This window comes from Streptomyces sp. SCA2-17 (genome assembly GCF_044336695.1).
On record NZ_CP117521.1, the window covers coordinates 4,365,952 to 4,390,399 of the forward strand.

At 72.1% G+C, this 24,448-nt stretch carries 17 protein-coding genes and 1 pseudogene; 8 read left to right on the forward strand and 10 right to left on the reverse strand.

Annotation, left to right across the window (positions count from 1 at the left end; translation table 11 throughout):
* Positions 1–25 precede the first annotated feature (25 nt).
* Positions 26–1,243, reverse strand: coding sequence for an NAD(P)-dependent malic enzyme (locus PS271_RS19925; RefSeq protein WP_398383456.1), 1,218 nt, complete (start codon positions 1,241–1,243; stop codon positions 26–28).
* 702 nt (positions 1,244–1,945) lie between these two features.
* Here PS271_RS19925 and PS271_RS19930 point away from each other — a divergent pair.
* From PS271_RS19930 to PS271_RS19940, 3 genes are all read left to right on the forward strand, one after another.
* On the forward strand, positions 1,946–2,911 hold the full coding sequence (locus PS271_RS19930; protein WP_398383458.1) for an ABC transporter substrate-binding protein: 966 nt from the start codon (positions 1,946–1,948) through the stop codon (positions 2,909–2,911).
* A 471-nt stretch (positions 2,912–3,382) separates the two neighbouring features.
* A complete protein-coding gene (locus tag PS271_RS19935) occupies positions 3,383–4,267 on the forward strand; it encodes an amino acid ABC transporter permease (protein ID WP_398386943.1) in 885 nt (294 codons plus the stop codon).
* Positions 4,264–5,025, forward strand: coding sequence for an amino acid ABC transporter ATP-binding protein (locus PS271_RS19940; protein WP_120753700.1), 762 nt, complete (start codon positions 4,264–4,266; stop codon positions 5,023–5,025). Before PS271_RS19935 ends, PS271_RS19940 begins: the two co-directional genes overlap by 4 nt.
* A gap of 187 nt (positions 5,026–5,212) precedes the next feature.
* Here the strand turns inward: PS271_RS19940 and PS271_RS19945 are convergent, their stop codons facing one another.
* Together PS271_RS19945 and PS271_RS19950 are read right to left on the reverse strand one after the other, a co-directional pair.
* Entirely contained in the window at positions 5,213–6,166 is a 954-nt protein-coding gene (locus PS271_RS19945; protein ID WP_398383460.1) for a PadR family transcriptional regulator, read from the reverse strand.
* The gene (locus PS271_RS19950; protein ID WP_398383462.1) at positions 6,166–7,038 is read right to left on the reverse strand and encodes a DUF4097 family beta strand repeat-containing protein; all 873 of its coding nucleotides are present in this window, start codon (positions 7,036–7,038) and stop codon (positions 6,166–6,168) included. Before PS271_RS19950 ends, PS271_RS19945 begins: the two co-directional genes overlap by 1 nt.
* Positions 7,039–7,218: 180 nt before the next feature.
* Here PS271_RS19950 and PS271_RS19955 point away from each other — a divergent pair, with 180 nt between their 5' ends.
* A complete protein-coding gene (locus tag PS271_RS19955; RefSeq protein WP_398383463.1) occupies positions 7,219–8,037 on the forward strand; it encodes a hypothetical protein in 819 nt (272 codons plus the stop codon).
* Between the two features lie 125 nt (positions 8,038–8,162).
* On the opposite strand, the gene PS271_RS19960 is transcribed toward PS271_RS19955, so the two are convergent.
* The 5 genes from PS271_RS19960 to PS271_RS19980 form a co-directional block, all read right to left on the reverse strand.
* Positions 8,163–8,342 carry a DUF6104 family protein gene (locus PS271_RS19960; RefSeq protein WP_004937694.1) on the reverse strand — a complete coding sequence of 60 codons (180 nt, stop codon included), beginning with the start codon at positions 8,340–8,342 and terminating at the stop codon, positions 8,163–8,165.
* 124 nt (positions 8,343–8,466) lie between these two features.
* On the reverse strand, positions 8,467–12,279 hold the full coding sequence (locus PS271_RS19965; protein ID WP_398383465.1) for a multifunctional oxoglutarate decarboxylase/oxoglutarate dehydrogenase thiamine pyrophosphate-binding subunit/dihydrolipoyllysine-residue succinyltransferase subunit: 3,813 nt from the start codon (positions 12,277–12,279) through the stop codon (positions 8,467–8,469).
* Positions 12,280–12,518: 239 nt separating this feature from the next.
* Positions 12,519–13,655, reverse strand: a complete 1,137-nt coding sequence (locus PS271_RS19970; RefSeq protein ID WP_359101463.1) for a HAMP domain-containing sensor histidine kinase — start codon at positions 13,653–13,655, stop codon at positions 12,519–12,521.
* Between the two features lie 13 nt (positions 13,656–13,668).
* On the reverse strand, positions 13,669–14,406 hold the full coding sequence (locus PS271_RS19975; RefSeq protein ID WP_398383467.1) for a response regulator transcription factor: 738 nt from the start codon (positions 14,404–14,406) through the stop codon (positions 13,669–13,671).
* A 92-nt stretch (positions 14,407–14,498) separates the two neighbouring features.
* Positions 14,499–15,233, reverse strand: coding sequence for a spermidine synthase family protein (locus PS271_RS19980; RefSeq protein WP_398383469.1), 735 nt, complete (start codon positions 15,231–15,233; stop codon positions 14,499–14,501).
* A gap of 219 nt (positions 15,234–15,452) precedes the next feature.
* Between PS271_RS19980 and PS271_RS19985 the strand changes: the two are divergent.
* Positions 15,453–16,031 (forward strand): annotated as a pseudogene (locus PS271_RS19985) (rhomboid-like protein); the annotation flags it as partial.
* A 72-nt stretch (positions 16,032–16,103) separates the two neighbouring features.
* Here the strand turns inward: PS271_RS19985 and PS271_RS19990 are convergent.
* Entirely contained in the window at positions 16,104–16,709 is a 606-nt protein-coding gene (locus tag PS271_RS19990; protein ID WP_398383471.1) for a DinB family protein, read from the reverse strand.
* 144 nt (positions 16,710–16,853) lie between these two features.
* Here PS271_RS19990 and PS271_RS19995 point away from each other — a divergent pair, with 144 nt between their 5' ends.
* The 3 genes from PS271_RS19995 (at position 16,854) to PS271_RS20005 (ending at position 23,378) form a co-directional block, all read left to right on the forward strand.
* Positions 16,854–17,822 carry a helix-turn-helix domain-containing protein gene (locus PS271_RS19995; RefSeq protein WP_495656775.1) on the forward strand — a complete coding sequence of 323 codons (969 nt, stop codon included), beginning with the start codon at positions 16,854–16,856 and terminating at the stop codon, positions 17,820–17,822.
* A 171-nt stretch (positions 17,823–17,993) separates the two neighbouring features.
* Positions 17,994–20,396, forward strand: coding sequence for an endopeptidase La (lon, locus tag PS271_RS20000; RefSeq protein WP_398383475.1), 2,403 nt, complete (start codon positions 17,994–17,996; stop codon positions 20,394–20,396).
* A gap of 129 nt (positions 20,397–20,525) precedes the next feature.
* Positions 20,526–23,378, forward strand: a complete 2,853-nt coding sequence (locus PS271_RS20005) for a M4 family metallopeptidase (RefSeq protein WP_398383477.1) — start codon at positions 20,526–20,528, stop codon at positions 23,376–23,378.
* 125 nt (positions 23,379–23,503) lie between these two features.
* Here PS271_RS20005 and PS271_RS20010 read toward each other — a convergent pair whose 3' ends face one another.
* Positions 23,504–24,376: a lysozyme gene (locus PS271_RS20010; protein ID WP_398383479.1), complete on the reverse strand. Its 873-nt coding sequence runs from the start codon at positions 24,374–24,376 to the stop codon at positions 23,504–23,506.
* Between the last annotated feature and the right edge of the window lie 72 nt (positions 24,377–24,448).

Below are 24,448 nucleotides of genomic sequence, written 5' to 3' on the forward strand. Positions count from 1 at the left end.
ACACATACGGCTCAAGGCGTGCGCATCAGCGCCGCGCCACGCCCTCCGCCCGGGCGGCGGCCGCGACGGCGGCCGTGACCGCCGGGGCGACCCGCTCGTCGAACGGCGACGGGATGACGCACTCGGCGCTCAGCTCGTCCGCGACGACCGCGGCCAGCGCCTCGGCGGCGGCGAGCTTCATGCCCTCGGTGATGCGGGAGGCCCGCACCTGGAGGGCGCCCGCGAAGATGCCGGGGAAGGCCAGGACGTTGTTGATCTGGTTCGGGTAGTCGCTGCGGCCGGTCGCGACGACGGCCGCGTACTTGTGCGCGACGTCCGGGTGGATCTCCGGGGTGGGGTTGGCCATGGCGAAGATCAGGGCCTCCTTCGCCATGGTGGCCACCGCCTCCTCGGGAACGGTGCCGCCCGAGACGCCGATGAACACGTCCGCGCCGTCCAGCGCCGCGGCCAGGGTGCCCGAGAGGCCGGCCTTGTTCGTGAAGCCGGCGAGGTCGCGCTTGACGGCCGTGAGGTCGTCGCGGTCGGCCGAGACGATGCCCTTGCGGTCGCAGACGGCCACGTCGCCGATGCCCGCCTCCACCAGGATCCGGGCGATCGCGACGCCGGCCGCGCCCGCGCCCGAGATCACGGCGCGCAGCTCGCCGAGCGTCCTGCCGGTGAGCCTGGCGGCGTTGCGCAGGGCGGCGAGGGTGACGACGGCGGTGCCGTGCTGGTCGTCGTGGAAGACGGGGATGTCCACGCGCTCCTGGAGCTTGCGCTCGACCTCGAAGCAGCGCGGCGCGGAGATGTCCTCCAGGTTGATGCCGCCGAAGGAGGGCGCGAGGCGCGCGACGGTCTCGACGATCTCGTCGACGCCGCGGCAGTCGAGGGCGATGGGGACGGCGTCGACGCCGCCGAACTGCTTGAAGAGGATCGCCTTGCCCTCCATCACGGGCAGGGACGCCTCGGCGCCGATGTCGCCGAGCCCGAGGACGGCGCTGCCGTCCGTGACCACGGCGACGACCTGGGACTTCCAGGTGTAGTCGTGGACGAGCTCCGGGTGCTCCGCGATGGCGCTGCACACCTTTGCCACACCGGGCGTGTAGGCGAGGGACAGGTCGTCCCGGTCGCGCACGGGCACGGTCGCCCGGATTTCCATCTTGCCGCCGCGGTGCAGCGCAAAGGCCGGATCGAAGAACTCGCCGTGAGCGTCTTCGCCGTCCGGACCGCTGTCGCTGCGAGGATTCACGATCTCCGCTGCCACTGTATTTGACCCCTTTGTCGAATGTCCGTCGAGGGTAGCCGCCCTGGGTTACGGGGCGGGTCGGGCTTCGGGTCCGTGTCCGGCCATCGAGATGACCTCCGTGCGTGGGGTTGGTGCCGCACGGTACGGATCCGTATGCCGGGCGCGCCGCACACGCGCCCTCAGCCCCGGATACGGGGTGTAGCTGGTCTTTCTATCAAATGAGCGCTACGGCCTACGAGTGAGTTCCCGCTGACTTGCCGCGGCGCGGTTCAGCGCAGCCGCAGAGGCGTGTCAGAACGGTGGCAAGGCGGTGGAAAAGTCGTGTCAAGCGGGCGGATACGTCCACGTACTGAGACAGAGGGCGCGTGAGATACGTCTCTCGCCGGTGGTCCGCAGCAGCGGCCCAGAGAAAGGGAACTCATGAATCCGGTAGACCCGGCCGACCCGGCACCGAGCTGATGCGGCCCCGATGCGGCCTTGACGCGGGCCCGATACGGCCCTGATACGGCACGGGGATCGCCCGTTATCCGATTTTGACATAGCGAGCCCCCCGAATGGTGCAGTCCGGATGGCAAGATGCCCCAATCGCACGAGGTCGCGACATCCAAGGGCGTGTGCTCCGCCCCTCGTGCGTCATCAGCGTTTTCCTGTGTTTGTTCCGTGTTTGCTCCGTGCCGTCCCGACGGCAGGCCACCCCCTCACCCGCAGGAGGAACCAGCAATGACCGCAAGCACCACCCCTCGCACGGCTGCCGCCAGGAGTCGTTTGGCCGCGGCCGGCGCGATCGCGGTCGCCGGCGCCCTGCTGCTCACCGGCTGTGGCGATCAGCGGGACAAGACCGGCAACGAGGCCGGTCAGAGCGCCCAGGGCTCGAAGGCGCCGCTCTTCGGCAAGCTGCCGAAGAAGATCCAGGACTCCGGTGTCATCAAGGTCGGCTCGGACATCGCCTACCCGCCCGTGGAGTTCAAGAAGGACGGCAAGGTCGTCGGCATCGACCCCGACATCGCCGCCGCCCTGGGCAAGGAACTCGGCGTGAAGGTCGAGTTCAACAACGGCATCTTCGACAACCTGCTGATCGGCCTGCGTTCCAAGCGGTACGACATCGCCATGTCGGCCATGACCGACACGAAGGACCGCCAGAACGGCATCGACGCCAAGACCGGCAAAAAGGTCACCGACGGTGTCGACTTCGTCGACTACTTCAACGCCGGCGTCTCGATCTACACCAAGAAGGGCGATACCAAGGGCATCGCCACGTGGGAAGACCTCTGCGGCAAGAAGATCGCGGTGCAGCGCGGCACGGTCTCCGACGACCTGGCCAAGTCCCAGTCCGAGAAGTGCGAGAAGAACGACAAGGACAAGATCAGCATCGAGGCCTTCGACACCGATCTGGAGGCCCAGACCCGGCTGAAGGCGGGCGGCGTGGACGCCGTCTCCAGCGACTTCCCGGTCGCCGCGTACGCGGTGAAGACCGCGGACGGCGGCAATGCCTTCGAGGCGGTCGGCGAGCAGGTCGAGGCCGCGCCGTACGGAATCGCCGTCGCGAAGGACAACAACCAGCTGCGGGACGCGCTCCAGGCGGCCCTCGAAGCGATCATCAAGAACGGTGCGTACGAGAAGGTCGTCAAGACCTGGGGCGTCGACGCCGGTGCCGTCAAGGAAGCCAAGGTCAACGGCGGTTCCTGACGGGAGTTCCCCCCTCCGTCCCCCTCTCCCTCGTACGGATCTGCTGGAAAGGCACTCCCCGTGACTTCTTCCCCTGACTCCCCGTCCCCCGAAGAGCCCGACAAGAAGGAACCGGCGAAGCCGGCCGAAACGGAAAAGCCGGCTGAGGCGGCGAAGCCGGCGAAGGCGGCTGAGGCCGCCGCGGCCGAGAAGGCGGACGAGTCCGCCGCGAAGGCCGACAAGGCCGACAAGGCTGCCGAGGACGGCGACAAGCCGGCCAAGGGCGACGAGAAGCCCGCCGAGGCCGACGCGTCCGCCAAGGCCGCCGAGTCCGCCGACCCGGCCGACGGCGACAAGCTCGCCAAGAGCAACCCCGGCAAGAGCAACCCGGGCAAGGACAACCCCGGTAAGTCCGGCAAGGACAACCCCGGCAAGGACAACCCGGGCAAGAGCAACCCCGGTCCGGCCGCGACCGCCGCCGTCCCCGAGACGATCAAGGCGATCCCCGTCCGGCACTACGGCCGCTGGATCTCCGCCGTGGTCGTGCTGGCCCTGCTCGGCCTGCTGGTCAACGCCTTCGCCACCGCGAAGGTGCACTACAGCGCCATCCCGGACTACATCTTCGACGGCACCGTCGTCTCCGGCCTCGGCAAGACCGTCCTGATCTCGCTGCTCGCCATGCTGCTGGGCCTCGTGCTCGGCATCGTGCTGGCCGTGATGCGGCTGTCGAAGAACCCCGTGACGTCGTCCGTGTCCTGGCTCTACATCTGGTTCTTCCGCGGCACACCGGTCTACGTGCAGCTGCTGCTCTGGTTCAACCTCGCGCTGATCTTCCCGTACATCAACCTCGGCCCGATCTACCGGGACGAGATGAGCGACTTCATGACCCCGTTCGTGGCCGCGCTCCTCGGCCTCGGACTCAACGAGGCCGCGTACATGTCGGAGATCGTCCGGGCCGGCATCCAGTCCGTCGACGAGGGCCAGACCGAGGCCGCGCACGCGCTCGGCATGAGCCACGGCCGGACGCTGCGCCGGATCGTCCTCCCGCAGGCCATGCGCGTGATCGTGCCGCCCACCGGCAACGAGTTCATCAACATGCTGAAGACCTCGTCGCTGGCCGCCGGCGCCGCGCAATACCTCGAACTCCTGCGGTCCACCTCCGACATCGGCCAGACCACAGGCGCCACGGTCGAGATGCTCTTCCTCGCCGCCACCTGGTACCTCATCCTGACCAGCATCTTCAGCGTCGGTCAGTTCTACCTGGAGCGGCACTACGCGCGCGGCTCGCTGCGCAGCCTGCCGCTCACCCCATGGCAGAAGATCAAGGTCAACCTGGCCTCCTTCAGCAACCGTCCGTCCGGAGGCGTCAGCGCATGAACGCAATGGTGAAGGCCGAGGGCGTCCACAAGTCCTACGGCGCGGCCCACATCCTCAAGGGCATCGACCTGGAGGTCGCCCCGCGCGAGGTGTTCTGCCTCATCGGCCCGTCCGGATCGGGCAAGTCCACGTTCCTGCGGTGCATCAACCACCTGGAGCAGATCAACGCCGGGCGGCTGTACGTGGACGGCGAACTGGTCGGCTACCGGCAGCAGGGCGACAAGCTGTACGAGCTCAAGGACAGCGAGGTCGCGCGGAACCGCCGGGACATCGGCATGGTGTTCCAGCGCTTCAACCTCTTCCCGCACATGACGGCGCTCGCGAACGTCATGGAGGCACCGGTCCAGGTCAAGGGCGAGACGAAGGCCGTCGCCCGCGAGCGGGCGAAGAAGCTCCTCGACCGGGTCGGCCTCGGCGACAAGGCCGAGAACTACCCCTCGCAGCTCTCCGGCGGCCAGCAGCAGCGGGTCGCGATCGCGCGGGCGCTGGCGATGGAGCCGAAGCTGATGCTCTTCGACGAGCCCACGTCGGCGCTCGACCCGGAGCTCGTCGGCGACGTCCTGGACGTCATGCGGGGCCTCGCCGAGGACGGCATGACGATGATCGTGGTGACCCACGAGATGGGCTTCGCGCGCGAGGTCGGCGACTCGGTGGTCTTCATGGACCAGGGCGTGGTGGTCGAGGCGGGCAACCCGCGCGACGTCCTCACCAACCCGCAGCACGACCGGACGAAGGCGTTCCTGTCGAAGGTGCTGTAAGGAAACGGCGAAGAGGGGGCGGTACGGGCCGAGACCCGTACCGCCCCCTCTTCGCGTGCCGCCCGGGAGCCGCGACCTCGGGCCGGGCCGTCAAGGGCGTGGCTGTTGTGGCTGCCGGGTAGGGGGAGGCGTGGTGCGGGGGCCTAAGAGGCGGGTCAGCCACCACGCCGTGGCTCCTGTGGGCATGTCAGTCTCCCGGGTGGAGGAGGGCCGTGATGCGGGCGGCCGCCGTGGCCAAGTGGTGGCGGGTCTCCGCTAGTTGGGCGGTGGTCACGCCGTGGTCGCGGGCCGCGTCGCGGATGTCGTCGCGGAAGCGGTCGAGGAGGCGGTCCAGATCGCGGGCCGGGTCCTTCGAGAGGCTGTCCGCGGCCTCGGCCCACTCCGGGGCCGGGCCCGCCGGCCGCTCGGCGCGCCGGGTGCCGTGCGTGCCGGGCCCGTCCGCCTCCGCGGTTCCCGCCGCGCCCGGCGTCCAGCCCGTGAACGCCCCGAACTCCTTCGCCAGCGCGCTGACGCCCTCCGCGATGCCCGTCGGCCAGTCGCCGCCGCGCACCTGTTCCTGGACGCGCTCGGTGATGCGCCGGACCTCCTCGCGGGCCCTCTCCTGGGCCTCCCGGGCCTGGTGGCGGGCCTGCTGCGCGTCCTGGCGGGCGCGCCGGCTCTCCTCCTTCGCCCGGCGGGCCTGCTCCTTCCACTGCTCCTTCGCCCGGCGGAAGTCCTCCTTGGCACCGTCGAAGGAGTGGGCGTCCCCCGACGCCCGGGTCAGCCGGGCGGCTTCGCGCATCTGGCGCCGCAGGTCGCCCGCGGCGCCCCGGACGTCCTCGCGGATGTCGGCCGCGAGGGCGGACACCGACTCGCGGATCTCCAGCTCCAGCTCGGCCAGTTCGCCCTGCCGCCCGGCGAGTTCGGCGCGGCCGGCGGCGGTGATCGCGTAGACCTTGCGGCCGCCCTCGGTGGTGTGCGTGACGAGGCCCTCGGCCTCCAGCTTGGCCAGGCGCGGGTAGACCGTGCCGGCGGACGGCGCGTACAGGCCCTGGAAGCGCTCCTCCAGCAGCCGGATGATCTCGTAGCCGTGGCGGGGCGCCTCGTCGAGCAGCTTGAGCAGGTAGAGGCGGAGCCGGCCGTGGGCGAAGACGGGGGGCATCAGAGGACCTTTCCCTGGGCGGGGGCGTCGTCGTCCGCCCAGTCGTCCGTGTCGTCGGCGTCCGGCCCCTGGAGCAGCGCGACGGCGCCGGAGACGGTGGTGACCTTGATCTGACCGCGGCCGGCGCCGAGCCGGCCGGTGATGTTCCGCGAGCCGAACTGGTCCTTGACCCACAGCTCCGGGAAGGAGCACGAGACGGGGCCGACCGTGGTGCCCGCGTCCACCGCCGCGTCCGCCGAGGACGGCAGCCGGACGGCGACCTCGCCGGAGACGGTGGTGACCGCCAGGTCGACGGCCGGCGCGGCCGGCGCCAGGTCGATCACCACGTTGCCGCTGACCGAGTCGGCCTTGATCCGGCCGCCCGAGCACTCCACGAGCGTGAGGTCGCCGGAGACGCCGTTGCAGCGCACGTCGCCGCCGAGGCGCTGGGCCTCGACCCGGCCCGAGACCGTCTCCGTACGGACGTCGCCGGTGATGCCGACGAGCGTGGTGTCGCCGGAGACCCCCGCGACCTTCGTGTCGCCCGCGATGCCGGAGACCACGGCGCTCGCCCCGACGATGCCGACCTTGACGTCGGTGGTCGCGGGCACGGTGAGCGTCACGCCGGCCGAGCGGTTCCAGTTCTTGCGGCCGAACCAGCCGAGGAGGGACTTCTTCGACAGGTCCTCGTAGGCGACGGTCAGCTTGCCGCCCCGGTGGACGACCTTCAGCGGCGGGCCGTCGAGCGCCGTCAGCTCCAGGCGGGCCGGGCCGCCGTCCGCGCCGACGACATTGACGGTGCCGTTCACGATGCTCACGTCGAGGGCGGTGACCGGGCCCTCGAAGACGATTTTCTCCGGTGCGGACAGCGACCACTCGGACTCTGCGGGCATGCCGGACCCCCTCCTGCGTCGGGATGGACGAACAAGCTGACGAACAAGCCGGCGTACGCGATGGCGTACGAGACGGCATACGCGATGGCGTACGAGACGCAACCTATCGCGTCTTCCCTAAACACGATATATCGCGGTCCCGTGAAGTCAAGCGCCTTCGCCTTGGCATAGCGTGGTCGCATGTCCGCTACTGATCACAGCCGCGCGGCGGGGGTCCTGCTGCTCTGCCGGGCCGAGCCCGGCCGCGTACGGCCCTCCGCCCAGCTCCTGAACGAACCGCTCCTCCTGGTCCCGGCCGGGGAGGGCTGGAGCGCGCTGATCCCGGGCGAGGACTCCTGGCGCACCGAGGGCACCGACCTCGCGACCGCCACCGCCGGCTGGGCCCACGCGCTGGCCGTCGCCGAGCCGTGGCCCGTCGTGGGCCTGTGGTGGAACGGGTCGGGGGCGGGGTTCGTCGTCGCGGCGGGCTTCCGGCGGACCGCCGGGTACGCGTGGGTCGCCGACGGCACCCCGCTCGGCGAGGAGGCGGCCATGACGGCGCTGCGGGCCCGGACCGGCCTCGACCCGGTCCTCGACGGGGACGCGCTCGACGCGCTCACCCGGCCCGACCCGGACGCCGACGCCGCGGCGCGCGTCCGCGGGCTGATCGCCGTCCTCTCGCGCACCGGACTGCACCTGCCGCCCGGCCTCGCCCCGGGCGTCCCGGCCGACGGCCTGCGCGCCTCCGCGGGCGCGCTCCCCGCCGCCGAGGCGGTCTACTGGCCCGGCTGGCGCGAGGCCGTACGGGCCGGGTTCGACGCGGCGGACAACAGCCGGCTCGGCGCGTGGACGCGGGGGCCGCGGGCGCGGGCGCTGGGCGCGGGGGAGATCGCGGCCGGGGCGGCGCTGGCCCTGTGGGGCCGCCGGGGCGGGCGGCGGGGCTTGACCGCCGTCGGGGCGGTCGTTCTCGCGGACGGCGCGTTGACGCTCGCGTACGACTGGTGGCGGGGCCGCAGCTAGAGCCGGTCCGGCGGGAGCGCGGCTGCGGGCCGGTGGGGGCTTGTCGCGCCCACGCGGCGGAGCCGCAGGTGGACACGGCCCCGCGCCCCTGAAGGGGCGCGGCGCCCCGCGCTACCAGCGAAAAATCACTCGTCGTCCTCGTCGTCCAGCCGCGCCAGCCACGTCGCCAGCCGCTCCACCGGCACCTCGAAGTCCGGGTTCAGGTCGACGAAGGTGCGCAGCTGCTCGGCCACCCAGCCGAGCGTCACCTCCTCCTCGCCCCGCCGGTTCTCCAGCTCCTCGATGCCGCGGTCGGTGAAGTACAACGTTCTCTCCGGTGGATCGTCAGGCCTGTGGTCAGGCCAAGGATAGGCGGGCGCCCGTACGGGACCGGGCCCCCACCGCTGGGAAGCGGTGGGGGCCCGGTCCTTGCCTACGCGTACGCGCCCGTCAGGCGTCGAACACCTCGTTGATCAGCGTCTGCTGCTCGGCCTGGTGACGCTTGGCCGAGCCGACCGCCGGCGACGAGGAGTGCGGGCGGGAGATCCGCCGCAGCCGCTCGCGGGCCGGGACGTCGGCGCCGACCGCCAGGTCCAGGTGGTCGATCAGGTTCAGCGCGATGAACGGCCACGCACCCTGGTTCGCCGGCTCCTCCTGCGCCCAGATGTACTTCTCGGCGTTCGGGAACTTGGCGATCTCGGCCTGGAGCTCCTCGCCCGGCAGCGGGTAGAGGCGCTCGATGCGGACGATGGCCGTGTCGTTCGCGCCGCGCTTCGTCCGCTCGGCGACCAGGTCGTAGTAGACCTTGCCGGAGCAGAAGACGACCTTGCGGACGTCCGCCGCGGCGACGGTGTCGTCACCGATGACCGGACGGAACCCGCCGCTGGTGAACTCCTCCGCCTTCGACGCCGCGGCCTTCAGACGCAGCATCGACTTCGGGGTGAAGACGATCAGCGGCTTGTGGTGCGGGTTGTGGACCTGCCAGCGCAGCAGGTGGAAGTAGTTCGACGGCAGCGTCGGCATGGCGACCGTCATGTTGTTCTGCGCGCAGAGCTGGAGGAAGCGCTCGACACGGGCCGAGGAGTGGTCCGGGCCCTGGCCCTCGTAGCCGTGCGGGAGGAGCAGCGTGACGCCGGAGGTCTGGTTCCACTTCTGCTCGGAGGAGGAGATGAACTCGTCGACGATGCTCTGGGCGCCGTTGACGAAGTCACCGAACTGGGCCTCCCACAGCACCAGCGCGTCCGGGCGGGCCAGCGAGTAGCCGTACTCGAAGCCCATCGCCGCGTACTCGCTCAGGAGCGAGTCGTAGACGTTGAAGCGGGCCTGGTCGTCGGACAGGTAGAGCAGCGGGGTGTAGTCCTCGCCGGTCTCGCGGTCGACGAGCACCGCGTGGCGCTGGCCGAAGGTGCCGCGGCGGGAGTCCTGGCCGGCGAGCCGGACCGGGGTGCCCTCCATCAGCAGCGAGCCGAAGGCGAGGGTCTCGCCCATGCCCCAGTCGATCGTGCCGTCCTCGATGCTGGCGGCGCGGCGCTGGAGCTGCGGCATCAGGCGCGGGTGCACCGTGACGTTCTCCGGCGTGGTGACCTGCGACTCGGCGATCCGCTTGAGGACCTCCTGGGAGATCGCGGTGTTCACCGCGACCGGGAACCCGCCCAGCGGGGCCGGGCCGGACGCGGCCGGAGCCGTCGCCGCGTCCGCGTCGCGGACCTCGACGAAGACCTTCTCCAGCTGGCCCTGGTAGTCCTGCAGGGCCTGCTCGGCCTCTTCCAGGGTGATGTCGCCGCGACCGATGAGGGACTCGGTGTAGAGCTTGCGCACCGAGCGCTTCTTGTCGATCAGGTCGTACATCAGCGGCTGGGTGAACGAGGGGTTGTCCGACTCGTTGTGGCCCCGGCGGCGGTAGCAGATCAGGTCGATGACGACGTCCTTGTTGAACGCCTGGCGGAACTCGAAGGCGAGCCGCGCGACGCGGACCACGGCCTCCGGGTCGTCACCGTTCACGTGGAAGATCGGCGCCTCGATCATCCGGGCGACGTCGGTGCAGTACATCGACGAGCGCGAGGACTCCGGCGGCGCGGTGAAGCCGACCTGGTTGTTGATGACGATGTGCACGGTGCCGCCGGTGCGGTAGCCGCGCAGCTGCGACATGTTCAGCGTCTCGGCGACGACGCCCTGGCCCGCGAAGGCCGCGTCGCCGTGCAGCTGGACCGGCAGGACGGTGAAGTCCGTGCCCGCCTTGCCGATGATGTCCTGCTTGGCGCGGGCGATGCCCTCGACGACCGGGTCGACGGTCTCCAGGTGGGACGGGTTGGCGGCCAGCGAGACCTTGATCTGCTCGCCGTCCAGGCCGGTGAAGGTGCCCTCGGCGCCCAGGTGGTACTTCACGTCGCCGGAGCCGTGCATCGACTTCGGGTCGAGGTTGCCCTCGAACTCGCGGAAGATCTGCGCGTACGACTTGCCGACGATGTTGGCGAGGACGTTGAGGCGGCCGCGGTGGGCCATGCCGATGACGACCTCGTCCAGGCGCGCCTCGGCGGCGGCGTCCAGCACCGAGTCCAGCAGCGGGATGACGGACTCGCCGCCCTCCAGCGAGAAGCGCTTCTGGCCGACGTACTTCGTCTGCAGGAAGGTCTCGAAGGCCTCGGCGGCGTTCAGCCGGCGCAGGATGCGCAGCTGCTCCTCGCGCTCCGGCTTGGAGTGGCCGCGCTCGACCCGGTCCTGGATCCACTTGCGCTGCTTGGGGTCCTGGATGTGCATGAACTCGATGCCGGTGGTGCGGCAGTACGAGTCGCGCAGCACGCCGAGGATGTCGCGCAGCTTCATCATCGCCTTGCCGGCGAAGCCGCCGACCGCGAACTCCCGCTCCAGGTCCCACAGGGTGAGGCCGTGCTCGGTGATGTCGAGGTCGGGGTGCTTGCGCTGGCGGTACTCCAGCGGGTCGGTGTCGGCCATGACGTGGCCGCGGACCCGGTAGGAGTGGATCAGCTCGAAGACGCGGGCGGCCTTGGTGACGTCGTCGTCGTGCGAGGCGTCGATGTCCTTGAGCCAGCGGACCGGCTCGTAGGGGATGCGCAGCGCCTCGAAGATCTCGTCGTAGAAGCCGTTCTCGCCGAGCAGCAGCTGGGCCATGATCCGCAGGAACTCGCCGGAGGCGGCGCCCTGGATCACCCGGTGGTCGTACGTCGAGGTCAGGGTCATCACCTTGGAGATGCCCATCTTGTTCAGGGTGTCCTGCGAGGTGCCCTGGAACTCGGCGGGGTAGTCCATGGCGCCGACGCCGAGGATCAGACCCTGGCCGGGCATCAGACGCGGCACGGAGTGGACCGTGCCGATGCCGCCGGGGTTGGTCAGCGACGCGGTGACGCCGGTGAAGTCGTCCATCGTCAGCTTGCCGACGCGGGCGCGGCGGACGATGTCCTCGTAGGCCTGCCAGAACTCGAAGAAGTTCAGCGTCTCGGCCTTCTTGATGGCCGCGACCACCAGCTGCCGGTCGCCGTTCGGCTTGACCAGGTCGATCGCCAGGCCGAGGTTGACGTGCTCGGGCTTGACGAGGGTCGGCTTGCCGTCCTTCTCCGTGAAGGAGTAGTTCATCGACGGCATCAGCTTCAGCGCCTGCACCATGGCGTAGCCGATGAGGTGCGTGAAGGAGACCTTGCCGCCGCGGGCGCGCTTGAGGTGATTGTTGATCACGATGCGCTGGTCGAACAGCAGCTTCACCGGGACGGCGCGGACGGACGTGGCCGTCGGCAGCTCCAGGGAGGCGTTCATGTTCTTCGCGACGGCGGCCGAGGGGCCACGGAGCGTGACGTACTCGGGGCCGGCGGGAGCCTCGGTCGCCGGGGCGGCCTTGGCGGCAGCCGGCTTCGCGGCGGGCGCGGCCTTGGCGGGGGCCGGCTGCGCGGCAGCGGGCTTCGCCGCGGGGGCCGCCGGCGCCTGGGGCGCGGCGGCGGGGGCGGCCTGGGCCGGAGCGGCGGCGGCCGGAGCGGCCTGCGCCGCGGCGGGGGCGGCGGGAGCGGCGGCCTGAGCCGCCTGAGGCGCACCCGCGCTCACAGCCTGCCCCGGCGGAGCCGACGCCGCCGTGCCCGGCTTGTAGTCGGCGAAGAAGTCCCACCAGGCTCGGTCGACCGAGTTCGGGTCCTGGAGGTACTGCTGGTAGATCTCGTCGACGAGCCACTCATTGGGACCGAACACGTCGGCAGGGCTCTTGCCCTGCCCGTCTTGGTCGGTCGAGATGCTCGAGGTGTTGGGGGACTGTGGCGACACGGCGGTAACCGCCCTCTTCCGCTTCACAAGGTGATGGACAGCGGGAATAAAGGCTACGCCTGTCTGCACGGTTGATGCAGGCCACCCGGGCAAGCAGTCGCGCAAGTCACATTTGCTCGGGGGTTTCGGGGCATGACTTGGCGGGAAACACACGGGGTTCTGCTGGTCCCGGGGGTATCAGGGTTCGCTCCAGCGCGCCCCACATCCCTCGAATGTGTGCCTCCGCCATCGACCATACGTCAACATTGATCGCGAGGTCCGCCCGGAAGAGTGACCTGAATGCGGCACCCATGTGGTGATTCGGCCACCCCGATGGACCCGCCGTGCAGATCCACCGCCCAGCGCGCGATCGCCAGGCCCAGCCCCGTACCGCCGTCGGTCCCCGGGCCCTGCTGGCCCGAGCCGCCCCGGTTGAACCGCTCGAAGACCCGGTGCCGCTCCGCCTCGGGGATCCCCGGGCCCTCGTCCAGCACCTCCAGCGCCAGCGACTGCGGCCCCTCGCCCCGCCGCGCCCGCACCGTGACCCGCCCGTGCGGGGGGCTGTGCTTGACGGCGTTGTCCACGAGGTTCGCCACCACCTGGTGCAGCCGCTCCGCATCCGCGTGGGCCGTCAGCTCCGGCGGCGACACGTCCAGGTGCAGGTGCACGTCCTTGCGGGCGTGCGGGGACGAGCTGGAGCCGTTGGCCATGCTCGCCTCCTTCAGGATGCCCGCCAGATACGGCCACACCTCGAAGCGGCGCGAGTGCAGCGGCACGACCCCGTTGTCCAGCCGGGACAGGTCCAGCAACTGCTCCACCAGCCGGCCGAGCCGCTCCGTCTGGCGCAGCGCCGTCCGCATCGTCTCCGGATCCGCGGCCGACACCCCGTCCACCACGTTCTCCAGCACCGCCCGCAGACCCGCGATCGGGGTCCGCAGCTCGTGCGAGACGTTGGCGACGAGCTCCTTGCGGTGGGTGTCCACCGCCTCCAGATCCGCCGCCATGCGGTTGAACGCGTTCGCCAGGTGCCCGAACTCGTCCCGCCGCCCGGCGCCCACCCGGCGCGTGTAGTCACCCTGCGCCATGGCCCGCGTGACCTCGGTCATCTCGTCCAGCGGCGCGGTCAGGCCCTGCGCGACGAACTGCGTGATGAGCAGCGAGGCGATGATCGAGAAGACCGTGATCACCCGGAGCTCGGTCGCCGACCGGATCGCGACGAACACCAGGAAGGTCGTTATCACCACCGAGCCGATGACCAGGGCGCCCAGCGCCGCCTTCACCGACCGGTAGGGGTCCAGCGGCCGCAGTGCCTCCCAGACCCGCCCGCCGAGGCCCGCCACCGGGACGCCCCTGCGGCGCTCGGCGCCGCCCCGTGGGCCGGCCGTGCCGCCGGTCATGCCGTACTGCCGGTCATGCCGCCGGGGTCTCCAGCGCGTAGCCCACGCCGTGGACCGTACGGATCCGCTCCGCGCCGATCTTCCGGCGCAGCGCCTTGATGTGGCTGTCGACCGTACGGGTGCCCGAGGCGTCCGCCCAGTCCCACACCTCCGCCAGCAGCTGCTCGCGGGAGAGGACGGCGCGCGGCGTGTTCGCCAGGCACACCAGCAGGTCGAACTCGGTCGGCGTCAGGTGCACGTCGGCGCCTCTGACCCGGACCCGCCGCTGCGCGTGGTCGATCTCCAGCTCGCCCAGGCGCAGGATGCCGCTGCGCGGGGTGTGCGCGGCCAGCGCCGCCCGCTCCACGCGCCGCAGCAGCACGTGCACCCGGGCCGCCAGCTCGCGCATCGAGAACGGCTTGGTCATGTAGTCGTCCGCGCCGACGCCCAGACCCACCAGCATGTCCGTCTCGTCGTCACGCGCCGTGAGCATCAGGACGGGCACCGGCCGCTGCGCCTGCACCCGCCGGCACACCTCCAGGCCGTCGAAGCCCGGCAGCATCACGTCGAGCACCAGCAGGTCGGGCTGCCACGCCTCGGCGGTGTCGACGGCCGCCGGCCCGTCGCCCGCGGTGCGGACCTGGAAGCCCTCGGCCCGCAGCCGGGCCGCGATGGCGTCCACGATGGTCCGGTCGTCCTCGACGACCAGCACCCGGCGCTGCGCCCCGGCGGACGGGGCGGCCCCGTTCGGGCCGATGTGTGTCTGCTCCATGCGCGCCCCGCCCCTAGCGTCTTCCGTCGCGTCGTTCCGTGCCGGCTTCGGCAGCTGTGGCAAGCAGGGTACGGGCAGGTGGCGGGCGACGGCTACGCGGCACGTTGCCCGAGGTGCACTACGTCCGGTACGCCCCGGGCAACCGCGATCTCTTCGGTCCGTACCCCTTCGAACCCGGCATTCCGGAGGGCTCGCTCGAACCGGGCGGACGGCCGGGCCGACCATACGGCGAGCACACCGCCGGGCGTCAGGCGCTCCCGGCAGGCGGCCAGACCGGCGGGGGAGTACAGGCTGTCGTTGCTCTCCGTGACCGTCCAGTCGGGGCCGTTGTCGATGTCCAGGCACAGGGCGTCGTAGCGGACGGGGGCCGTGCGCACGTGCTGGAAGAGGTCCTCCTCCACGATCTCCGCGCGGGGGTCGGCCAGCGCGCGGGCCGAGATCCCGCCGAGGGGACCGTCCTCGTGCCAGCCGATCACCGCCGGCTCCCGCTCCACGACCGTGATCCGGCCCCAGCGCGGCTCCTGCGCGGCCCGGGCGAGCGAGAAGCCGACGCCCAGCCCGCCGATGAGGACGGCCGGCTCCGCGCGGTCCGCGGGGAGCGCGGCCAGTGCCGCGTCCACGAGCAGGCGCTCCGAGCGCCCGTCGGAGGTGTCCATCAGGAAGCAGCCGTTCGCGATGATCTCGTGGACGGCGCGGTCCCCCGTGCCCCGGCGGCGCAGGACGACCTCTCCGTACGGGCCGTCGCGGCGGTCGAGGGTGACGGGCTCGTCGTGGTCGTTCTCGTCGCGGGCGTTCGTGTCGTACGGGTCGCGCTGGAGGGTGGTCACGAGGTGGCCTCCGGGTCGGTCGGTACGCGGCGGACGCGGCAGGCGGATGTGAGGTTGACGGGGGTGACCGGAGTCACTGGCCGAGCTTGATTCCCCTGCCCTCGATGGACCTTAATCTCGGTGGGAGCGGGGGCGGGAGCGCTTTTCGCCCCGCCGGGTGCCGGTACGGACCCCGCGAGGAAGGGGCTTGGCCGAGTGAACGTGGTGGACCCCGACGGCATGCCCCCGCGGCGCCCCCGTCGCAGCCTCCGGCAGGGCCGGCGGCTCCTGCGGGCCCTGCCCACCCCTCTCGGCACGCCGTTCACGTTCTTCTACGCGCTGGTCCTGCTCGCCACCGCGATCTACACGGACTACGGCGACGAGGCCACCGTCAGCCACCTCCTGCGCGAGTCCAGCACCGACGCCGCGCACCTGGCCGAACAGCCCCTCGTCGTCCTGCTCGCCAGCGCCCTGTGGATAGCCGGCGGCCTGTACTCGCTGTACGGGATCCTCTTCGTCCTCGTCGTCTCCGCCCTGGAGCGGCGGACCGGCGGGGCCCGCGCCGCCGGCGTCTTCCTCCTCGGCCACGTCCTGGCCACGCTCGCCACCGAGCTGCCCGTCGCGGGCGCCGTCGCCGCCGGGCAGCTGCCCGAGGCCTCCCTGCACCGCCTCGACTACGGCATCAGCTTCGGCGTGATGGCCTGCATAGGCGCGCTCGCCGGGCTCCTGGGCCCGCGCGCGAAGCGGACCGTCCTCGGCCTCGCCTTCCTGATGTGCGCCCAGGATCTGGTCGAGTTCGCCGACCCCCTCGCGAGCTGGGGCCACCCGATCGCCCTGCTGACGGGCATGGCGTGCTGGGGGCTGCTGCGCGACAAGGGGCGGGCGGCCGCGTCAGCCGCGGACGGTGCCGTCCCAGGCCCACTGCGTGCGCCGCGGGAGGCCGGGCAGGGCGGCCCGGCCGGTGCACCACAGCAGCGTGTCCGCGGGGGAGTGGCCGGCCGGGGCGCCGGGGAAGAGGCGCGCGAGGACGGGCGTGCAGAGCTCGCCGGGAACGGTGGAGTCCAGCCCGAGGCCGCGCGCGATGTCGTCCGTGTGGAGCACGAGCTCCGTCACGCCCATGGCGGCGAAGCCGGGCGCGTCGGAGTGGCCCCACGGGTGCCAGGCGCGGTCCCCCTCGCGCGCCCCGCGGACGGTGGCGGCCAGCAGCGCCGCCGCGATGCGGATGCCCTCCAGCCGGGCCGGTAGCGGGGCCTTCGGGTCGAGCGAGGCGAACAGGGCGATGTAACGGTCGGTGGGCCGGGCCGTGAGCAGGCCCGCGTAGCCGACGAGGCCGAGCGCGAGGTGGTCGAGCGTCGCGGCCGCGGACCACTCCAGGCCGGCCGCGGGCCGCGACCAGTCCTGGTCCGCACCCGCCTCCAGGACCGCCGAGCAGTGGTCGGCGGCGTCGGTGACCAGCGTCGCCCAGGCGTCGGCGGTGAGGGGCGCGGTTGCCTTCATGGGTGTTTCCCCCGGTGTGTCATGGAAGTTGATCAAGTGCGATCAGCCTCGCACCGGCAACCGCGGCCTGACAGTGGCAGGACTGACGCGCTCCGAAAAATTCCTGCCACCTCGCCTAGCCTGTCGATCATGAGCGCCGGAACCGTGGCCGTGGCCGTGATCGACGACGACGTCCCCCTGTGGGACCTGTACGAACTGGGGGTGGTCTGCACCGTCTTCGGCATCCCGCACCCCGACCTCGCCGACCCCTGGTACGACCTGCGCGTGTGCTCCGTGGGCGGCGGCGAACCGCAGCCCGGGCCCTTCGGGCTCACGCTGCGCACCCCGTACGGCCTGGAAGGGCTGGAAGGCGCCGGCACGGTGATCGTGCCGTCGGTGCCCGAGGCGTGCGTCGAGGGCGAGCGCGAACTGCCGGCGGAGCTGCTGGAGGCCCTGCGCCGGGCCGCGGACTCCGGGGCCCGCATGGTCTCCCTGTGCGCCGGGGCCTTCGCCCTCGCGGCCGCCGGCCTCCTCGACGGCCGCCGCGTCACCGCCCACTGGATGCACACCGAGGCCCTCGCGCGCCGCCACCCGCGCGTGCGCGTGGACGACTCGGTCCTCTACGTCGACGACGGCGACGTCCTCACCAGCGCCGGCGTCACCGCGGGGCTCGACCTCTGCCTCCACCTCGTCCGCCGCGATCTCGGCGCCCACGTCGCCAACCAGCTCGCCCGCCGCCTCGTGGTGCCCGCCCACCGGCCCGGCGGACAGGCCCAGTACGTGGACCTCTCCGTGCCCGAGGCCGACGACGACAGCCTCGCCCCCGTCCTCCAGTGGGCCCGCGAGCACCTCGGCCGCCCGCTGTCCGTCGACGACCTCGCCGCCCGCGCCGGCATGAGCCCGCGCACCTTCTTCCGCCGCCTCCACGCCGCCACCGGCACGACCCCGCTGCAATGGCTCCTCACCCAGCGCCTCGCCCGCGCCCAGTCGCTCCTGGAGTCGACGGCCCTGTCCGTCGAGCGCGTCAGCGAACTGAGCGGCCTGGGCACGGCCGCCAACCTGCGCCGCCACTTCACGCTCCACTTCGGCGTGACGCCGACGGACTACCGGCGCTCGTTCCCGGCGGCCGCCTGACGCGGCGGCACGAGGGCCTGCCGGGCGGGCGGGTGCGGCTTGCCGTAGGAGCGATCGCCGCTCCGCCCTTCCGCCCGGCTGATCGCTGAGAGCGAACGCCGGGCGGGGAACATTCGCGCAGCGGCAAGCATTGAGTCGGCATAGCTCAACTTGCCTGCCTAAGGGGAGATCATGGCTTCGCTGTCCACACCGCTCACCCTGCCCGTGCTGCCGCTCGACGACGAGGTCGTGCTGCCCGGCATGGTGGTGCCGCTCGACCTGTCCGACGCCGATGTGCGCGCCGCGGTCGAGGCCGCCCAGGCCGCCGCGCGGGGGAGCGGTGGCAAGCCGCTGGTCCTGCTCGTGCCGCGCGTCGACGGGACGTACGCGGGCGCCGGCACCCTCGGCAGTGTCGAGCAGGTGGGGCGGCTCTCCGGCAGCGGCGACCCCGGCGCCCTCGTCCGCGGCGTCCGCCGCGTGCGCATCGGCGCCGGGACGACCGGCCCCGGGGCCGCGCTCTGGGTCGAGGGCACCCCCGTGGAGGAGACCGTCCCGGACCCCCTCCCCGGCGCCGTCGCCGAGCTCGCGAAGGAGTACAAGGCGCTCGCCACCAGCTGGCTCCGCCGGCGCGGCGCCTGGCAGGTCGTCGACCGCGTCCAGCAGATCGACGACATCGGCCAGCTCGCCGACAACTCCGGCTACTCGCCCTTCCTCACCGTCGCCCAGCGCGTCGAACTCCTGGAGACCGCCGACCCGGTGGCCCGCCTCAAGCTCGCCGTCGGCTGGCTCGGCGAGCACCTCGCCGAGCAGGACGTCGCCGAGTCCATCGCCAAGGACGTCCAGGAAGGCGTCGACAAGCAGCAGCGCGAGTTCCTGCTGCGCCGCCAGCTGGAGGCCGTCCGCAAGGAGCTCGCCGAGCTCAACGGCGACCCGGAGGACGAGTCCGGCGACTACCGCGCCCGCGTCGAGGCCGCCGACCTCCCCGAGAAGGTCCGCGAAGCCGCCCTCAAGGAGGTCGGCAAGCTGGAGCGGGCCTCCGACCAGAGCCCCGAAGGCGGCTGGATCCGCACCTGGCTGGACACCGTCCTGGAGATGCCCTGGAACGAGCACACGGAGGACGCGTACGACATCCCCGGCGCGAAGTCCGTCCTCGACGCGGACCACGCGGGCCTGGAGGACGTCAAGGAGCGGATCACCGAGTACCTGGCGGTGCGCAAGCGGCGCGCCGACCGGGGGCTGGGCGCGGTCGGAGGGCGGCGCGGGGGCGCGGTGCTCGCGCTCGTCGGCCCGCCCGGCACCGGAAAGACGAGCCTCGGCCAGAGCGTCGCCCGCGCCATGGGCCGCAAGTTCGTGCGCGTCGCCCTCGGCGGCGTCCGCGACGAGGCCGAGATCCGCGGCCACCGCCGCACGTACGTGGGCGCGCTGCCCGGCCGCATCGTGCGGGCGGTCAAGGAGGCCGGCTCGATGAACCCGGTCGTGCTCCTCGACGAGATCGACAAGGTCGGCTCCGACTTCCGCGGCGACCCCGCCGCGGCCCTCCTGGAGGTCCTCGACCCGGCGCAGAACCACACCTTCCGGGACCACTACCTGGAGGTCGAACTCGACCTGTCGGACGTCGTGTTCCTGGCGACCGCCAACGTCCTGGAGGCCATCCCCGAAGCCCTCCTGGACCGCATGGAGCTCGTCCGTCTCGACGGCTACACCGAGGACGAGAAGGTCGTCATCGCCCGCGACCACCTGCTGCCCCGGCAGCTCGACCGGGCGGGCCTCGAACCCGGCGAGGTCGTGATCGAGGACGGCGCGCTGCGCCGCCTCGCCGGCGAGTACACGCGCGAGGCGGGCGTGCGGAACCTGGAGCGCTCCGTGGCCCGGCTGCTGCGCAAGGTCGCGGCCCGGCACGAACTGGGCGAGCAGGAGCTGCCGTTCACCATCGGCGCGGAGCAGCTGCGCCCGCTGATCGGCCGGCCGCACCACACCCCGGAGTCCGCGCAGGACCCGGCCGAGCGGCGCACGGCCGTGCCCGGCGTCGCGACCGGGCTCGCGGTGACGGGCGCGGGCGGCGACGTCCTCTTCGTCGAGGCGTCGCTGGCCGACCCGGAGACGGGCGGCGCGGGCCTGACGCTGACGGGCCAGCTGGGCGACGTGATGAAGGAGTCGGCGCAGATCGCCCTGTCCTTCCTCCGCTCGCACGGTGCGGAACTGGAGCTGCCGGTGGGCGACTTCAAGGACCGGGGCGTCCACCTGCACGTCCCGGCGGGCGCCGTCCCGAAGGACGGCCCGAGCGCGGGCATCACGATGACGACGGCGCTCGCCTCGCTGCTGTCGGGCCGGGCGGTGCGGCCGGACGTCGCGATGACGGGCGAGGTGTCCCTGACGGGACGCGTCCTGCCCATCGGCGGCGTCAAGCAGAAGCTGCTGGCGGCGCACCGCGCGGGCGTGACGACGGTCATCATCCCGAAGCGCAACGAGCCGGACCTGGACGACGTGCCGGCCGAGGTCCTGGAGAAGCTCGACGTCCACCCGGTCTCGGACGTCCGCCAGGTCCTCGCCCTGGCCCTGCGGCCGGCCGGGGCGGAGGTCGCGGCGGCGGCGTGACGGACGCGAACCCCGGCGAGAAGCTCCTGTCTCATTCGCTCCGTTGACGGACGCGAACCCCACCGCTTGCATGGTCCCCGACCAAGCTCCGCTGACCGACCAGTCACGTTCGGAGGGGGAACTGTGCGCATGACCCACGCACGTTCACGAAGAGCAGGAAGACGGACCATCAAGAGCGGAATACCGGGCGCGGCGGCACTGATCGGTGCCGCCGCGCTTCTTGCTACCGCGGTGCCCGCCCACGCGGCGGGAGGCCGCGGCGACGACGGCCCGGCGGAGGTGATCCCGGGCAAGGGCACCTCCACCCCGGCCCTGGTCGACGGCATCCGCGAGGCCGCCGCGTCCTCCGGCAGCGCCGCCGACGCCGCCCGCGGCCACCTCGCCGGCAAGCGCAACCGCTACCGCATCGCCGAGCCGGCCCGGGACCTCAAGCCCGTGCAGACCGTGAGCGCGGGCGCCTCCGAGACCGTACGGCTCCAGCAGAAGCACCAGGGCGTCGACGTCCTGGGCGGCCAGTACGTCGTCCGGATGGAACACAAGAACGGCAAGCGCGTCGTCACCGGAACCTCCGGCAAGTACTTCACCGGCCTGAAGGCGGACACCCGCGCCGAGGTCAGCGAGAAGCTCGCCGTCGAGCGGGCCGTCGCCGCCACCCTGCACGACCTCGCCGGCAACCGGCTCGGCAAGGGCGACGCCGCCCGCGCCGAGGGCGCGACGCCCGCAGCCCGGTCCCTGACCGGCACCGCGCGCGGCCTCGTCGTCGTCCCCAAGGGCCCCGGCGTCCTCACCCAGCACGTCACCGTCCGCGGCACCGATCCGGTCACCGGGCACCCCGTGCTGCGCGAGGTCTACGTCGACGCCAAGGCCGGCTACCCGGTGTTGCAGTACAGCGGTATCAAGACGTTCGGCGCGGACGGCGTGCAGGAGCGCGCCCGCGCGGCCGCCGCCGGCACCTCCAAGGCCGCCGCCCGCGCCGCCGCGGGGCCGGTCAGTCCCGGCGTCAACGGCTCCGGCGTCAAGTACGACGGGACGACCGTCGAGCTCGGCCTGGTCAAGGACACCGCGCGCAACGAGTACGTCATGTCCGACTACGCGCGGATGTGGGACTCCAGCAAGAACCCGGTCACCACCTGGGACGCGCGCGGCAAGGAGGTCAGCGAGGTCGAGGGACGCTGGCCCGACGGCATCAAGGAGTTCGGCTCGGCCACGCCGTCCTTCGGCAAGGACGCCACGGAGGCCGGGGCCGTCGACGCCCACTGGGCCGCGGGCAAGGTCTACGACTACTACAAGAAGGTCCACGGCCGCGACAGCCTGGACGGACGCGGCATGACCATCAACTCCCTCGTCGGCGTGACCGAGTTCGGCGGCGCGTACGTCAACGCCTTCTGGGACGGCACCAAGATGGTGTACGGCGGCGGCGACGAGGACTACAAGACGCTCTCCGCCGACCTCGACGTCGTCGGCCACGAGATGACCCACGGCGTCGTCGAGCACACCGCCAACCTGGTCTACGCGGGCCAGTCCGGCGCCCTCAACGAGGCCCTCGCCGACTACTTCGGCAACGCCATCGCGGTCGACGCCGCGGGCATGGCCATGGACGACCCGGACGCCGGCCTGCTCGGCGGGAACCTGTGCCGGTCGAAGACCCCGCGGCAGTGCGCCTTCCGCGACCTCAACGACGGCCGCACCACGTCGAAGGGCTTCCTCGGCGTCGGCTTCGGCACCGACAACGGCGGCGTGCACCTCAACTCCACCATCTTCTCGGGCGCCCTGTGGGACATCCGCGAGGACGTGGGCCGCACCCTCGCCGACCGCATCGTCTACAAGGCGCTGGCGGAGTACATGACGCCCCTCGACGGCTTCACCGAGGGCCGCGACGCCGTCATCGCCGCGGCGAAGGCGCTCGGCGTCTCCGGCAAGGACCTGAACGCCGTCCAGCGCTCCTTCAACGCCCACGGCGTCGTGCCGGGCTGGGAGCTGGCCCTCGGCGTCGACACCGACGTGCTCTCCGCCAAGCTCAACACCACCGCCACGGGCGCGGGCGCAGGCGGCGGCTGGTGGACCGCCTCCCGGTCGAACGAAGAGGGCAACGAGGCGTACTCCGTGTGGGCCGGCCGCGTGGACGGCAGCGGCTCCCCGAAGCTGATCAGCCCCAACGACGGCCGCTTCCACGTCTCCCCGGCCACCGACGGCAAGACCGTCGCCTGGGCCGCCTACGGGAGCACCGGCACGGACGTCCTCTCCCGGCCGCTGGCGGGCGGCCCGGTCAAGAAGCTGTACGGGACGGCCTCGGGCTCGGTGTACAACGTGCGCGTCGAGGGCGGCACCGTCGTCTTCGACACGGCCGACCTCCTCGGCGGGCGCCACGTCGGCTACGTCCGCACCGGCGACAAGCAGCCCACCTGGGTGGACGGCGGCCGCGCCGAGGTCTCGACGGCCCTCCCGTCGCTGAACGGCGGCAGGATCGCGTACGCCACGCTCTTCCCCGAGGGCGACGACTACCGTCTGGGCACCGAGGTGCTGGACCTCAAGACCGGCAAGAAGACGGCGATGGGGCAGCTCGGCAAGCCCGAGAACATCGGCCAGACCGGCATCAACGAGACCGGCGTCTTCTGGCTCGTGGACGAGACGGCGGACGACAAGGGCCAGGTGGCCGTGCGGCGCGCCAAGCCCGACGGCACGGGCGTCACCGACCTCAGCCCGGAGAAGGGCGCCGGCGCGCTCCGCGCCTCCGAGCTGACCGCCTCCGAGAGCGCGGTGACGGTCACCGACGCGCAGCCGGACGCGACGGGGTTCAACGAGTCGCTGCCCAAGCTGTGGCAGTTCGCGGCCGACGGCTCCGCCCGGGCGCGCGTCTCCTGCAACCGCGGCGAGCAGTCCTCCCCGGCCGCGGCGGGCGGCAAGCAGGTGGTGTGGATCGACGCCACCACCGGCTCGACCGACCTGGTCACCCGCACCCGCCCGGCGGGCACCTGCGGCTGAACCGCTGAGACGAGTGAACCGGGCCCCCGGCGCCGATGTGCCGGGGGCCCGGTGTCTTTCCTTGTGGGGGGCGTGGGGGGCGTGGGGGGCGTGGGGGGCGTGGGGGGTGGTGCGGGGGTGTCACCTCACCCGTTGGCGAGGGCCTGGAGGCGGCTGTACGTGCCGTTGAAGCGGTTGTGGTCGCCGACCGTCGGGCCGGTGTCGGTGTACTGCCAGAAGGTGTAGTAGTCCCAGCCCGCCGGCAGTTCCCCCGCGGAGGAGCCGTAGCGGGGCACCCACAGCGGGTGGGCGGCGCCGAAGCCGCCGTAGTTGCCGGTGCACTGCTTCCACCAGCTGGTCGACGTGTAGATCACGGCGTCGCGCCCCGTGCGGGCCTTGTACGTGGCGAAGAAGTCCGCGATCCAGCCGGCGAGTGCGCTCGCGCTCATGCCGTAGCAGGTGGACCCGTACGGGTTGTACTCCATGTCCAGGACGCCGGGCAGCGTCCTGCCGTCCCGGGACCAGCCGCCGCCGTGCGAGGCGAAGTACGCGGCCTGCGCGGCGCCACTGGAGTTGTCGGGCAGGGCGAAGTGGTACGCGCCGCGGATCATGCCCACGCCGTAGGAGCCGTTGTACTGCTGCGCGAAGGAGGGATTGGTGTAGCTGGTGCCCTCGGTCGCCTTGACGTAGGCGAAGCGGTTGCCGCTGTTCCACAGGGACGACCAGGGGACGCTGCCGTTGTGGCTGGAGACGTCGACGCCCTCGACGGAGACGAACCCGGGCGGGGGAGGGGTGCCGGGGGCGGGGTGCTCGTGGTCCCGCAGGGTGGAGCCGAGCCAGTCCCGCTCCGGATGGGTGGGCCGTTTCGCGCCGTGCGCGGAGACCGGCGGGGCGAGGAGGCAGAGGGCGGACAGCAGGGAGGCTATGAGGAGGGAGAGGACGGACAGGGGGGAGAGGGCGCGTAAATCCGTGGGGGATCTGCGGCCCGTGCGGCCGGATCTGCATCTGAACGTGACCATGGCGTGCCTTCCAGAAGGGTCCGTGGGGGGAGTACCAATGACGCACCGACGGCGCGGAGACATTGGTATGGC